Origin of the sequence: Rhizobium sp. 3T7 (genome assembly GCF_020166565.1) — a bacterium.
In the GTDB taxonomy this organism is placed as follows: Bacteria; Pseudomonadota; Alphaproteobacteria; order Rhizobiales; family Rhizobiaceae; genus Rhizobium.
Map to the genome: position 1 here is coordinate 69343 of NZ_JAIQXS010000024.1, position 14174 is coordinate 83516.

The 14174-nt window shown below is 61.3% G+C and carries 12 protein-coding genes; 10 read left to right on the plus strand and 2 right to left on the minus strand.

The window, feature by feature from the left end; translation table 11 throughout:
• Positions 1–3 precede the first annotated feature (3 nt).
• The gene (locus K9B32_RS24910) at positions 4–762 is read left to right on the plus strand and encodes a DUF4239 domain-containing protein (RefSeq protein WP_224567138.1); all 759 of its coding nucleotides are present in this window, start codon (positions 4–6) and stop codon (positions 760–762) included.
• A gap of 58 nt (positions 763–820) precedes the next feature.
• On the opposite strand, the gene K9B32_RS24915 is transcribed toward K9B32_RS24910, so the two are convergent.
• Complete coding sequence (locus K9B32_RS24915; protein WP_411969749.1) at positions 821–1855, minus strand: aldo/keto reductase; 1035 nt, start codon at positions 1853–1855, stop codon at positions 821–823.
• A 115-nt stretch (positions 1856–1970) separates the two neighbouring features.
• Here K9B32_RS24915 and K9B32_RS24920 point away from each other — a divergent pair, with 115 nt between their 5' ends.
• The 4 genes from K9B32_RS24920 (at position 1971) to lysS (ending at position 8052) form a co-directional block, all read left to right on the plus strand.
• On the plus strand, positions 1971–2525 hold the full coding sequence (locus K9B32_RS24920) for a TetR/AcrR family transcriptional regulator (RefSeq protein ID WP_224567143.1): 555 nt from the start codon (positions 1971–1973) through the stop codon (positions 2523–2525).
• Positions 2526–3122: 597 nt separating this feature from the next.
• The gene (locus tag K9B32_RS24925; RefSeq protein ID WP_224567146.1) at positions 3123–4892 is read left to right on the plus strand and encodes an SLC13 family permease; all 1770 of its coding nucleotides are present in this window, start codon (positions 3123–3125) and stop codon (positions 4890–4892) included.
• A 188-nt stretch (positions 4893–5080) separates the two neighbouring features.
• A complete protein-coding gene (gene gltX, locus K9B32_RS24930; RefSeq protein ID WP_224567149.1) occupies positions 5081–6538 on the plus strand; it encodes a glutamate--tRNA ligase in 1458 nt (485 codons plus the stop codon).
• A gap of 17 nt (positions 6539–6555) precedes the next feature.
• Positions 6556–8052: a lysine--tRNA ligase gene (gene lysS / locus K9B32_RS24935; protein ID WP_263491089.1), complete on the plus strand. Its 1497-nt coding sequence runs from the start codon at positions 6556–6558 to the stop codon at positions 8050–8052.
• 67 nt (positions 8053–8119) lie between these two features.
• Here the strand turns inward: lysS and K9B32_RS24940 are convergent, their stop codons facing one another.
• Positions 8120–8824, minus strand: coding sequence for a hypothetical protein (locus K9B32_RS24940; protein ID WP_224567151.1), 705 nt, complete (start codon positions 8822–8824; stop codon positions 8120–8122).
• Positions 8825–9005: 181 nt separating this feature from the next.
• On the opposite strand from K9B32_RS24940, the gene K9B32_RS24945 reads away from it, so the two are divergent.
• The 5 genes from K9B32_RS24945 (at position 9006) to K9B32_RS24965 (ending at position 14171) form a co-directional block, all read left to right on the plus strand.
• Positions 9006–9914: a LysR family transcriptional regulator gene (locus tag K9B32_RS24945; protein ID WP_224567153.1), complete on the plus strand. Its 909-nt coding sequence runs from the start codon at positions 9006–9008 to the stop codon at positions 9912–9914.
• A 132-nt stretch (positions 9915–10046) separates the two neighbouring features.
• Positions 10047–11207 carry an ABC transporter substrate-binding protein gene (locus tag K9B32_RS24950; protein ID WP_224567171.1) on the plus strand — a complete coding sequence of 387 codons (1161 nt, stop codon included), beginning with the start codon at positions 10047–10049 and terminating at the stop codon, positions 11205–11207.
• A 201-nt stretch (positions 11208–11408) separates the two neighbouring features.
• Positions 11409–12395 carry an ABC transporter ATP-binding protein gene (locus tag K9B32_RS24955; protein ID WP_224567156.1) on the plus strand — a complete coding sequence of 329 codons (987 nt, stop codon included), beginning with the start codon at positions 11409–11411 and terminating at the stop codon, positions 12393–12395.
• Positions 12392–13366, plus strand: coding sequence for an ABC transporter permease (locus tag K9B32_RS24960; RefSeq protein WP_224567159.1), 975 nt, complete (start codon positions 12392–12394; stop codon positions 13364–13366). The genes K9B32_RS24955 and K9B32_RS24960 overlap by 4 nt, the downstream gene beginning before the upstream one ends.
• Entirely contained in the window at positions 13356–14171 is an 816-nt protein-coding gene (locus K9B32_RS24965; RefSeq protein WP_224567161.1) for an ABC transporter permease, read from the plus strand. Before K9B32_RS24960 ends, K9B32_RS24965 begins: the two co-directional genes overlap by 11 nt.
• Positions 14172–14174 lie beyond the last annotated feature (3 nt).

A 14174-nucleotide genomic window follows, 5' to 3' on the forward strand; every position in this document is an offset into this window, starting at 1 on the left:
AAGATGGTGCTGGAATTGCTGGTGGCGGTCGTTGTCTTCGCCTTGCTCATGACAGCCTCGATCGGAACGATGCTGACGTATTCGAAGCTGCCGGTCCATCACCGCCAGGACGAGACGAACACCGTCGTCCGGCTGGTCGCCAACATCTTCGTCGTCATGACCTCGCTCGTCTTCGGCCTGATGATCAATTCCTCAAAGAACACCTTCGCCGAGATCGACAAGAACGTTCACGCCTTCGCAACGCAGATCATCTTGCTTGACCGGACATTGCGCACCTACGGCCTCGAGGCCAACGAAACCCGTAAACGTCTGGAAAACTACGTCGAAACCGCCCTTAGCAATCCGGTTCGGGCACCGGATCCGTTGGTCAAAAGCGACCGCACGAGCGAGCTTGCTCTCAACGCGGTCGGCGATAGTCTTGCGCTGATCGCGCCATCCGACCCGGGGCATGTTGTGCTGTGGAACGACGCCCGCCAGCAGTATCAAAGGATCGTTGAGCAGCGCTGGATCATCGTCGAACAGTCGGAGGGCGTCATCCCCCGGCCGCTCATCACGATGTTGACGGCGTGGCTGACGCTGATTTTTGCCAGCTTTGGCTATCGCGCGCCGAGGAACGTCATCGTCGTCCTGATGTTCTTCATATCTGCGCTGCTGATATCCCTGTCGATCTTCGTCGTGCTCGACATGGATGTTCCGTTCGCGGGCTGGATCCAGATTTCCGACACGCCTCTCCGCAGGGCGCTGGCTGAGCTTCAACACTAACAGCGCCCGATCGCCGCGCCATCGAGAGCCGACGGCACGGCGCGACGCCTCATCAGGCTCAGCGAACCGCAACCGCTGGCCAGTCGATGAGATCGGCCTTGGCGCCGGCGAGAGTATCGCGGCTGCGGGCGACGACATCATGGGGAAAACCAAGCGGAATGGCGCTCGCCTCATCCAGCCGCCGGCGTTGTTCGTCGGTAAGCTTCACGTCGAGCGCTGCGAGGTTGTCGGAAAGCTGAGCAGGGGTGCGGGGGCCGATGATCGGCAGCGTGCCCTTGTGCAGTACCCATGCGATGGCGATCTGACCGGCGGAAATTCCGGTTTCCTCTGCGATGGCAATCAGAGTGTCGACAATCGCCGTCTTGCGCGCATCGCTCTCGCGGTGAATGACGACGCCGAGGCCCTGCTGCCGGCCGGTCTCTCCCTTGCGATACTTGCCGGTGAGCAGTCCGCCGCCAAGCGGCGACCAGCCAACGGCGCCAAGGCCAAAGGCTGCCGCCATCGGAAGCAGTTCACGCTCGGCTGTGCGCTCCACGAGGCTGTATTCGAGCTGCAGGGCCGAAAGCGGCGCCCAGCCGCGAAGCTCGGCAAGCGTGGCCCCGGTTGCCGCTCGCCAGGCAGGAAAGTCGGAAAGGCCCGCGTAGAGAATCTTGCCCGATCGGACGAGGTCATCGAAGCCGCGCATGATCTCATCGATCGGCGTCACCGCGTCGGGCATATGTGCCCAGAGAAGATCGATGCGATCGGTGCGAAGCCGTTTCAGACTTGCCTCGACGGACTGGACCATGGCCTTGCGGCTATTGCCGGTGCGCTGCAGCCCCGCGCCATGGGTGTCGCCAAGGGAGAACTTGGTGGCCACAATGACATCGTCGCGATCGCCTTCGATGAAATCGCCGAGCATGATTTCCGATTGACCGAATTGGTACTGGTCGGCCGTGTCGAGAAAATTACCGCCAGCGGCGCGATAGCCGTCGAAGATCGCCTTGGCGTCTTCGCGGCTCGACCCGTAACCCCAGCCGGTTCCGAAGTTGCCGGTACCGAGCGCCATGCTGGAGACGCGCAGGCCTGTCCGGCCAAAGATTCCATAACGCATTGTCATCGCACCTTTCTTGTGTTCTTCATCTATTTTTAAATGACGATCGTCATTCAGTTGCATTTAAATGACGAACGTCATATAATTTGTCAAGCATAAATGATGAGAGCCTAAAATGCGCCCGACCAAGGAACAGGCAAATCAAAACCGCCAGCGGATCATCGACACGGCCGGCAAGCTGTTTCGCGAGAAGGGAATTCATGCCGTTGGCGTCGACGAAGTCATGAAGGGCGCCGGTCTGACGCATGGCGGCTTCTACGGCCACTTCAAATCGAAGGGCGACCTCGCCGCGGAGGCCCTGAGCCACGCCATGGACGAAAGCCTGAGATCGGAGCAAGATTACCCCTCGCTCGCGGCCCTCGCCGAGACTTATCTGTCCAAAGCGCATCGAGACGAAGCCGAGAATGGCTGCGCGGTGGCGTCGCTCGGCCCCGAACTTGCGCGTCTGCCGAGCGGCAAGCGCGGCGTAATCGCCAGCTACATCAGGGAGCGCATAGGACAGGTCGAGGCGCTGCAGGAAAAAACCGGCGGCAACGCTGATCGCGGCAAGGCGATTGCCGATCTCTCGAGCCTCGTCGGCGCCCTTGTCATGGCACGCGCGGTCGATGACGAGGCACTATCCGACGAGATCCTCGCAGAAACGATCCGCATAATCGGCAGCAATCGTTAGCATTTGCGGTGGGCGGTGCTCAAACGCCGCGCACCATCACCGGCCATCGGCCGGCGATGGTTGCGGTCCATTGTCGCCAGGCTCTCTCAACCCCTCCTCGATCTTGCTGAGGTTGTACGAGCCAGGCATCTGACTTGGCGCATACTCCTTCATTGTCGCCAGGAACTGCGCCGCCAACCCCTGATCGGCACAAGGACAAAGGCACGGTAGAGGAACCAGTCGTTATGAGTATTGGAATTGTGCTGGGCCTTTTCGAAAGGGTCGCGGCGCAAATTGAACAGCAGCGGAACGCGCAATTGCGTGAAGGGCGCACGCCAGACGCCGAATGCCTCGCCCGCGGTTTTCCTGGAACACGACCGTCCCCTCGTCACAGCGCGCAGCAACAATCTGGCCGTCGTCCTTGACGTGCCAGAACTCGTGACGAGGATCTTTTCGATGGGACATTCGCGCCTTGACGGCCATCGCCCTGGACGACGGGTCACGGCACCTACTTGCACGCAGGGAGTTTTGCCGGCACAGCGGGATTGAATAGCCGCCGGCGCGGCACAGTTATCCTTCAGGAGTCTTCTGCCGCCCAGTCTCAGTTTCCGGAAGAGCATGACAACGCATCAGATCCTCGCCTTTGGCGTCATCGGCCTGATGATGGCGGTCTTCATCTGGGATCGGTTCCGCTATGACGTGGTCGCCTGTTGTTCTCTCGTCCTGGCGGTGGCGGTCGGCATCGTCCCTTTCGACAAGGCATTTTCGGGTTTCAGCGATGACATCGTCATCATCGTCGGCAGTGCGCTTATCGTCAGCGCCGGCGTCGCACGCTCGGGAATCGTCGATACGACGATCAAGCGCTTCTTCCCCAACCTGAACAAGCTGCATGCGCAGCTCGCCCTGCTTCTCATTGTCGTCGCGGTTCTTTCCGCCTTTATCAAGAACATCGGCGCGCTTGCGATCATGATCCCAGTCGCTTTCCAGTTTGCCCGCAAAACCGGGAGATCGCCATCGCTCTACCTGATGCCCATGAGCTTTGCCGCCCTTCTCGGCGGGCTGATGACCCAGATCGGCACCTCGCCGAACATCGTCGTCTCTCGGCTTCGCGGCGAGATTACCGGCGCGCCCTTCACCATGTTCGACTTCACGCCCGTCGGCGCGACGCTCACTCTGGTCGGTATTGTCTTTCTGATCTCTTTCCACCGGCTCGTTCCCGAGCGGCAGAACGAGAACCCGTCGCTGGAGGAAGCGCTAGATTTTAAGACATACTTCTCCGAAGCGACGGTGGTGGAGGGCTCGGGCTTTGAGGGCAAGGAACTCAACGGCATCCTGCAGCTCGGCGATGGAGACGTGGTCGCAACGGCAATCCTGCGCGGGCATTCGCGCCTCTCACCATTCCCTGACATCCTCCTGAAAGCAGGAGACACGATCCTGCTGGAGGGGCGCCCGGAGGCGCTCGACCGCGTCGTTTCCAACGCCAAACTCAAGCTTGCCGGCAAGCCGATACCCGATGCGAAAGACGGGGGAGACGTCATATCCATCGAAGCCGTTGTCTCGTCGGAGTCGATGCTGATCGGCTGGTCCGCGCGCCAGCTCTCACTGTGGAACCGTCGTCGGATCAACCTGCTTGCCGTCAGCCGCCACGGCCACCGGCTGACGGAGCGGCTGAGCGAAGTGACGCTGCGCGCCGGCGATGTGCTTGTGCTGCAGGGCAGCCGCCGAAACCTGCCTGCCTTCCTGCAGGAATTCTTGTGCCTTCCCTTGGCCCAACGCGACATCATGCTCGGCACGCCGCGCAGGGCTTATATGCCGCTGCTGATCCTCGCGGCCGCGATGGGTGTAACGGCGGCCGGAATGGTCCCGGTTTCGGTTGCCTTCTTCTGTGCGGCGTTGGCGATGGTCGTCTTCCGGGTGATCCCGCTCGCCGAAGTTTACAGAGCGGTGGACGGGCCAATCCTGATTATGCTTGCGGCCTTGATCCCCGTCTCTGACACATTGCGAACGTCCGGTGGCAGCGATCTGATTGCCCGATGGCTTGGCCACTTTGCGGCCCAGATGCCGCCCTACGGGGCATTGGCGCTGATCCTGATTACCGCCATGGCGGTGACACCGTTCCTCAACAATGCGGCGACGGTCCTGGTCATGGCGCCGATTGCGGCGAGCTTTGCCCAAACGCTCGGCTATAGACCTGAAGCTTTCCTGATGGCGGTCGCCATCGGCGCCGGCTGCGATTTCCTGACCCCGATCGGCCACCAGTGCAACACGCTGGTCTTCGGTCCCGGCGGCTATCGCTTCAGCGATTACCCCCGTCTCGGCCTGCCGCTGTCCTTCATCATCGTCCTCTTCAGCGTGCCCGCGCTGCTCCACGTCTGGCCCGTCCACTGACACGATTGCCCATTTTCCTTGACGCGCGCGGTCGAATATGGCCTTAAGGCCAGCCAAATGGGCAATCGGCGATGAACGGGGGCAACGCCCTTTTCCGGCCGGTTTCCTGATCCAGTTATCTGCATTCCTTCCGGCCGAGCGTCGCTTTCTCTGGAAAGCCGCCCGGCATCATTTGACGGGCACATAAAATGACAGTTTCCGGCGTCCGCGTCCGCATTGCTCCCTCGCCGACCGGCGAGCCGCATGTCGGCACTGCTTATATCGCACTCTTCAATTATCTTTTCGCCAAGAAGAACGGCGGCGAGTTCATCCTGCGCATCGAAGACACCGATGCGACGCGCTCGACGCCGGAATTCGAGACGAAGGTGCTGGACGCGCTGAAATGGTGCGGCCTCGAATGGAAGGAAGGCCCGGATATCGGCGGCCCCCATGGTCCCTACCGCCAGTCCGACCGCAAGGACATCTACACCCCCTACGGCCAGGAATTGCTGGACAAGGGCCATGCCTTCCGCTGTTTCTGCACGCCCGAGCGCCTGGAAAAGATGCGCGAAGAACAGCGCGCTGCCGGCAAGGCACCGAAGTATGACGGTCTCTGCCTGAAGTACGCGGCCGAAGAAGTCAGCGCCAAGATGGCAGCTGGCGAAGGCTCAGTCATCCGCATGAAGATCCCGACCGAGGGCTCCTGCGACTTCACCGACGGCGTCTACGGCGATGTCAGCATTCCGTGGGACTCGGTCGACATGCAGGTCCTGATCAAAGGCGACGGCATGCCGACCTATCACATGGCGAACGTCATCGACGACCATCTGATGAAGATCACCCACGTCGCGCGCGGCGAAGAGTGGCTGGCATCGGTGCCGAAGCACATCCTGCTTTACCGCTATTTCGGCTGGGAACAGCCGGTGTTCATGCACCTGTCGCTGATGCGCAACGCCGACAAGTCGAAGCTGTCGAAGCGCAAGAACCCGACCTCGATCTCCTATTACTCCGCTCTCGGCTATATCCCGGAAGCGCTGATGAACTTCCTCGGCCTGTTCTTCGTGCAGATCGCTGAAGGCGAAGAGCTGTTGACGATGGACGAGCTCTGCGAGAAGTTCGACCCCGAGAATCTCTCCAAGGCCGGCGCGATCTTCGACATCCAGAAGCTCGACTGGCTGAACGGCCGCTGGATCCGCGAGAAGCTGTCCGAAGAGGAATTCCAGGCCCGCGTACTCGACTGGGCAATGGAGAACGACCGCCTGAAGGCCGGTCTTCGCCTGTCGCAGTCGCGCATCTCCAAGCTCGGCGAACTGCCAGAACTCGCAGGCTTCCTGTTGAAGTCCGATCTCGGCCTCGAGCCGTCTGCCTTCGCCAAGATCAAGTCGCCGCCGGAAGAGATCCTGGAAATCCTCAATACCGTCCAGCCGGATCTCGAAAAGATCCTCGAATGGAACGTCGAAACGATCGAGGCTGAACTGCGCGCGATTGCCGACCGCATGGGCAAGAAGCTAAAGGTCGTTGTAGCACCGCTCTTCGTTGCCGTTTCCGGCTCGTCGCGCTCGCTGCCGCTCTTCGACTCTATGGCTATCCTTGGTCGCTCCGTCGTGCGCCAGCGGCTGAAACTAGCCGCCCAGGCAGTCGCTTCCCTCGTCGGCCCGAAGAACTGAACCCGGACGTTTGCATCATGACCGAAAAGACCGAAACAGCGACCCTTTCCTCAGACGCAACCGAAGTCCGTGCCCAGAAGCTGAAGCTGCTGCGCGAACAGATCGGCGACGTCTATCCGGCGCATTTCCACCGGACCATGACCAATGCCGAACTGGCGGAGAAGTACAAGGGCCTCGAATCCGACGTGGAGACGCAGGATATCGTGACCGTCGCCGGCCGCGTCTATTCCTCGCGGAACTCCGGCATGTTCATGGATATCCATGACGCCTCCGGCAAGATCCAAATCTTCAGCCACAAGGATGTGACGCCCGAGGAAGCGCGCAACATGCTTGCGATGATCGATATCGGCGACATCATCGGCGTGACGGGCACCGTGCGCCGCACCAAGCGCGGCGAGTTGTCGATCAACGCCCGCGAAATCATCATGCTGACGAAGTCGCTGCTGCCGATGCCGGAGAAGTGGCACGGCGTTTCCGACGTCGAGATCCGTTATCGCAAGCGTCATCTCGACATCATGACCAACGAGGAATCGAAACTGCGCTTCCAGCAGCGTTCGAAGATCGTCTCCGGCATCCGTCGCTTCATGGAAAACGACGGCTTCATGGAAGTCGAGACGCCGATGCTGCATTCGGTCTATGGCGGCGCCACCGCCGAGCCGTTCAAGACGCATCACAACACGCTGAAGCTCGACATGTATCTGCGCATCGCGCCGGAACTGTTCCTGAAGCGTACGCTAGTTTCCGGCCTCACCGACAAAGTGTTCGAGATCAACCGCAACTTCCGCAACGAAGGCGTCTCGACCCGGCACAATCCTGAATTCACGATGATGGAGTGCTACTGGGCGTATGCCGACTATGAGGACATCATGGACCTCGTGGAGCGCATGTTCGCCGAATTGGCGACGAAGATCCACGGCTCGACCGAGTTCACCTACGGCGACAAGCAGCTTTCCTTCAAGGGTCCGTTCAAGCGCGTGCCTATGCCCGACGCCGTCAAGGAAGTCACCGGCATCGACTTCCTCGCCATCAAGACCGACGAGGAAGCCCGCGCCGCCGCCAAGGCTGCCGGCTTCGCGGTCGAGAAGGATTGGACCTGGGGCGAATGCCTTGCCTTCATCTTCGAGGAGAAGGTCGAGGCAACGCTTATCCAGCCATCGCACGTCACGCATTTCCCGAAGGACATCTCGCCCTTTGCCAAGGAGGTGCCGGGCGAGCCGCGCCTCGTCGAACGCTTCGAGACTTATTGCAACGCCTGGGAACTCGGCAACGCCTTCTCGGAGCTCAACGATCCGGAAGAACAGCGCCGCCGCATGGTCGAGCAGCTGGAGCAGGCCCATGCTCGCGGCGAAAAGGAAAAGCAGCTGGACGACGAATTCCTCGATGCGATCGACCAGGGCATGCCGCCGGCCGGTGGCCTCGGCATCGGCGTCGACCGTCTGATCATGCTCCTGACCGACGCCCCGTCGATCCGCGACGTCATTCTTTTCCCGGCTCGCCGCAGCAAGGCTGACTGAGCCGGCTCATATGGAATAGAAAAGGCGGCGGCCCGCCGGGCTCGCCGCCTTTTTCTTTTTCGTAACGTTAGTGACCGGCATCAGGTGCCGCTTTCTCCACCGCAGGCGCCGAGCCGTGCCCGCCGCCCTCGGCCGGCTTTTCTTCCTTCGCCTCTTGTGTCTTCTCATCCTTGCTCTCGCCACCCTTCGTGGCAGCGACAGCGATCGGATCGATACAGTCGGAGTATTCCTTGAAGGATGCGTTCAGGGCGGTGATTTCTTCTTCAGGCAAATCGACGCGTTCGCCGAAGAAGAGCCCGTTGGCGGCAGCCGACCCGTCGTAATAACGAGCGGTGTATGTCTTGGCCTCCGCGCTTTCGAGGACGGGATCGGGATGTGGAATGTAGACGACGTCGGCGCCTATCGCCCGGCCGCGAATGTCGGATCGCAGCGTCGGCCCATTGGTATCGAGGACGACGACCTGCACCAGATCCGGCTTCTGCGCGTCGTAGACCGCCTTGGCCACGCGAAGCGCGGTCTTGACCCGCGTCATGCCGTCGGTCGGCTCGGTCTTGATATATTTGCGGATCCAGACACGGTTCTGCTTCTTGATGGTAACGAGATTGACGTCGGTGCAGGAAAGACCGTTCATCGTTTCTGCGGAAAGGGCGAAGATCTTGTCTTTGCCGATATAAAGCGCGGCACCGCCGGAGACGCCCCCAAGGAGAGCGACTCCAGCGATGATAAACACCAATTTCCGGGAAGGCCGGAAGATGCGCAGTAGGGCCTTCACGCCAACTGCTCCGCCATTAACAAGCTCCAACGCAATACGAGTGGTTTCGACGCTAGAGAAATGACGTTTCCGAATACTTAAACGCGGCCTCCAAGTTTGCGTCAGTATGGGCTTAGTACCAAAAAAGGTCCAAGCTTTCCCTATGCTTGCCAATATCCTCGCGGCCATGCTCTAACGACGCATGGCCTTCACGCTTCGCCAGATCCAGTATTTCGTCGCCGTCGCCGAGCAGGGCTCCATAACGCGCGCCGCGCAGAACCTTTCGATCTCGCAATCCTCGGTTACGGAAGCCCTCAAGGAGCTGGAAACCGACCTCGGCGTCGAGCTCTTCGAGCGCCATCCGCGTGGCCTCACGATCACTCACAATGGCCATCAGTTCCTCCGTCATGCGACGAAAATCCTGGCGAGCGTATCGGATGCGCGCACCAGTTTCTCAGGCAAGGAGAACGAGCTCTCCGGCACGCTCAACATCGGTGTGACCTCGCTCGTCGCCGGCTACGTGCTCTCCGACCTCTTGGCCCGCTATCGCCGCGCCTGCCCCGGCGTCGAAGTCAGTGCCATCGAGGACAATGGCGGCTATCTCGAGCACCTGCTGGTCGGCGGCGAGCTGGATGTTGCGGTCATGGTCATCTCCAACCTGCGCGATCGCATGGCCTTGCAGGCGGAAATCCTGGAGACCTCGCCCTATCGTCTTTGGCTGCCCATGGGCCATCCACTCGTCTCCGCCGACATCATTTCCGTCGCCGATATCGCTCGCGAGCCGCTGATCATGCTGACGGTTGACGAAATCGAGGAAAACACCGGCAAGCTTCTGTCGGCGCTGGGCGCGCGCCCGCATGTCGCCTTCCGCACCCGCTCCGTCGAAGCAGTGCGCAGCCTGGTCGCCACCGGCGCCGGCGTGGCGCTTCTGCCCGATCTCGTCTACCGCCCCTGGTCGCTGGAAGGCGATCGCATCGAGAGCCGCGACGTGTCCGGCTCGCTGCCGGTCGTCCAGGTCGGCATGGTCTGGCGCAAGGGATCCAGCCTGCCGCAGGCGGCGCGCGATTTCGTGGGCATCGCGGAAGCACTGCGATCCGGCCGGCCTCGCTAACCATTCAGGCGCGATATCGGAAATTCCGATATCGCCTTTCTGATAAATGAATTTGCGAAACCGGAAAATTCGGCGCATTTTTTCAACCGGGAACATAACGCCACGAAAAGTGGCACAACCGGGAGACAGATGATGAAATATCTTCTGAAATCGTGCACCGCTGCCCTAGCGAGCCTAAGCTTCGTGACGCAGGTTGCCGCCGCCGAACCGCTGAAAGCATTGGGCAAGGGTGAGGGTGCGGTCAGCATTGTGGCCTGGGCCGGCTATATCGAACGCGGCGAAACCGACAAGAGCTACGACTGGGTCACCGCCTTCGAAAAGGAAACCGGCTGCAAGGTCTCCGTCAAGACCGCGGCAACCTCCGACGAAATGGTCTCGCTGATGAATGAAGGAGGCTTCGATCTCGTCACCGCCTCCGGCGACGCATCGCTTCGCCTGATCGCTGGCAAGCGCGTGCAGCCAATCAACACCGACCTGATCCCGAGCTTCAAGAACGTCGATCCGCGCTTGCAGAAGGGCGCTTGGTACACGGTCAACGACGCCCACTACGGCGTTCCCTACCTCTGGGGCCCGAACGTGCTGATGTACAACACGGATGCTTTCAAGGGTAAGGCACCGACCAGCTGGAAGGTCGTTTTCGAGGAGGAGACCCTTCCGGACGGCAAGTCCAACAAGGGTCGCGTTCAGGCCTATGATGGACCGATCTATGTCGCCGACGCCGCGCTCTACCTCATGGCTCACAAGCCGGACCTTGGCATTAAGGATCCCTATGAGCTGAACGAAGACCAGTACAAGGCCGCCCTCGACCTGCTGCGCGGCCAGCGCAAGCTCGTTTCACGCTACTGGCACGACGCGATGATCCAGATCGACGACTTCAAGAACGAAGGCGTCGTGGCCGCCGGGTCCTGGCCGTTCCAGGTCAACCTGATGCAGGCCGACAAGCAGAAGATCGCCTCCACCTTCCCGGAAGAAGGCGTGACCGGCTGGGCTGATACGACCATGCTGCACGCCGACAGCGAACATCCGAACTGCGCCTACATGTGGATGGAACACTCGCTGCAGGCCAAGGTGCAAGGCGACGCCGCTGCTTGGTTCGGCGCCGTGCCGTCCGTTCCCGCTGCCTGCAAGGGCAACGAGCTTTTGACCGACAGCGGTTGCGCCACCAACGGCTACGAAAACTTCGAGAAGATCAGGTTCTGGAAGACGCCGACCGCGAAGTGCACGACGCAGCACGAATGCGTGCCCTATCATCGCTGGGTCTCGGACTATATCGGCGTGATCGGCGGACGATAATCCCGTCCGCAACCTCTTCTTCTCCTCGCTCGGGGAGAAGACGCCCTGCGAGGGCAGACGAGGGGGCAACCGAGCAAAGGAGCGGACGTCAGCGTGGGGCGCGATGACGGAACGCCGAGTTGTCCCCTCGTTGGAGCCTTCTGGGCCACCTTCTTCCCGCCGCGAAGAAGACAAAACAGACACCACATTCCGGAGCTTGTCATGACACCTGCCGTCCGTTTCCAAAAGGTCTCGCGCTATTTCGGGCAGGTCCGCGCCGTTGACGGCGTCGATCTCGAAATCGCGCCCGGCGAATTCTTCGCCATGCTTGGCCCTTCCGGATCCGGCAAGACCACCTGCCTGCGCCTGATCGCAGGTTTCGAGCAGCCGACGGGCGGTCACATCGAAATTTTCGGTGAGACGGCCGAGGGCATTCCGCCCTATCGCCGCAACGTCAATACGGTCTTCCAGGACTACGCGCTCTTCCCGCATCTCAACATCCTCGACAACGTCGCTTACGGGTTGATGGTCAAGCGCGTCGGCAAGGCCGAACGCACCAAAGCCGCCGAACAGGCGCTGGAACTGGTGAAGCTTCCCGGCTATGGCGCGCGCAGGCCCGGACAGCTTTCCGGCGGCCAGCGGCAGCGCGTGGCGCTCGCCCGCGCCCTTGTCAACAAGCCGAAGGTCCTCCTCCTCGACGAACCGCTCGGCGCGCTCGACCTGAAGCTGCGCGAGCAGATGCAGGAAGAGCTGAAGAGCCTGCAGCGCGCACTTGGCATCACCTTCATCTTCGTCACCCATGACCAGGGCGAGGCCCTGTCGATGGCCGACCGCGTCGCCGTCTTCAACAATGGTGGCATCGTCCAGGAAGGCACCCCGCACGACATCTATCGCCGCCCGAAGACCCGCTTCGTGGCCGATTTCGTCGGATCCTCCAATGTGATCGCACCCGATCTGATGACCTCGCTCGGCGGCGAGAAGCGTTGGGCGAGCCTACGCCCGGAAGCAATCCACCTCGCCGGCGAAGGCGTCGAGGCGCGCGTCGAGCATGCAAGCTTCCACGGCTCGGCGACCCGCCTCTCGGTCGATATTCGCGGCAGCCGGCTGCACGTCATGCTGCCGGCCGGCGCCAACGTCCCGGACGTCGGCACAAGCGTCCGCCTCGCCTGGCAGCCCGTCGACGTGCATTACATGGATGACGCAGCATGACAGCGCTTGCCCTCGCCAAGTCGGCCGAATTGCGCGAAACCTCGATCCTTCCCGGTCGCGGGGGTTTCTTCGGCAGGCTCTCCGATGCCTTCTGGCGGCGTCCAAAGCTGCTGCTCTTCCTGATGCTGACACCGCCGTTGCTGTGGCTCGGCATCATCTACATCGGCTCGCTGATTGCGTTGCTCCTGCAGAGTTTCTTCTCGATCGATGATTTCTCCGGTCTGGTGAACTACGAGTTCACGCTCGCGACCTACGCGCAGCTGTTCAGTCCGACGAACTTCGACATCATCATCCGAACCATCGCCATGGCGGCGATCGTGACGCTGGCTTCTGCCATCATCGCCTTTCCCATCGCCTACTACGCCGCCCGCTATGCGCAGGGTAAATGGAAGGCGCTGTTCTATCTCGGTATCATGCTGCCGCTCTGGTCGAGCTATCTCGTGAAGATCTACGCGTGGAAACTCATTCTCGCCAAGGAAGGCATCCTGACCTGGATCTTCGCCAAGCTGCACCTCTCCTGGCTGCTCGACGGTGTCCTAAACCTGCCCGTTATCGGCGGCAATTCGCTGTCGGTCAGCTATCTCGGCACCTTTCTCGTCTTCGTCTATGTCTGGCTGCCCTATATGATCCTGCCGACGCAGGCAGCGCTCGAACGCGTCCCGGGCAACCTCATCGAGGCCTCGTCTGACCTCGGCGCGACGCCGAGCCAGACCTTCCGCACCGTGCTCTTCCCGCTGGCGCTGCCCGGTATCGTCGCAGGCTCGATCTTCACCTTCTCGCTGACGTTGGGCGACTACATCATTCCGCAGATCATCGGTTCATCGCGCCTCTTCATTGGCCAGGCGGTCTATGCTCAGCAAGGAACGGCGGGCAACGTGCCGCTGGCTGCCGCCTTCTCCGTCGTGCCGATCGTCATCATGGCCATCTATCTCTGGCTGGCCAAGAAACAGGGGGCCTTCGATGCGCTCTGATCGCAACCAGTCCTCTCCGCTCCCTCTGAAGATCGCTGCCGCCGGCGGACTGCTCTTCCTGCACCTGCCGATCCTCCTGATCTTCGTCTACGCCTTCACCACCGAGGAGAAGAGCTATCAGTGGCCGCCGCCGGGCCTGACGACGCAGTGGTTCGCCGTCGCGTGGAACCGCCCCGACGTCTGGGCAGCACTCGCTCTCTCCGTACAGGTCGCCGTAATCGCCACCGCCATCGCACTGGTGCTCGGCACGCTCTGCGCCGCCGCTGTCAGCCAGACGAAGTTCTTCGGTCGTGAAGCGATCTCGCTTCTGGTCATCCTGCCGATCGCGTTGCCCGGCATTATCACCGGCATTGCGCTGCGCTCGGCCTTCAGCCTGTTCGACATCCCCTTCTCGGCCTGGACGATCGTGCTCGGCCACGCGACCTTCTGTGTCGTCGTCGTCTACAACAACGCCGTCGCCCGCTTCCGTCGTACCTCCGGATCGCTGATCGAGGCGTCGATGGATCTTGGCGCCGACGGCTTCCAGACCTTCCGCCACGTGATCCTGCCGAATATCGGCACGGCGCTCTTAGCCGGCGGCATGCTCGCCTTTGCGCTGTCGTTCGACGAAGTCATCGTCACCACCTTCACCGGCGGTCAGCAATCCACACTGCCGATCTGGATGCTCGAAGAACTCATCCGCCCGCGCCAGCGCCCGGTCACCAACGTGGTCGCAATGGTCGTCGTGCTCGTTACTTTCCTGCCGATCCTGGCAGCCTACTACCTCACCCGCGACGGCGATCAGGTCGCCGGAGCCGGCAAATAATAA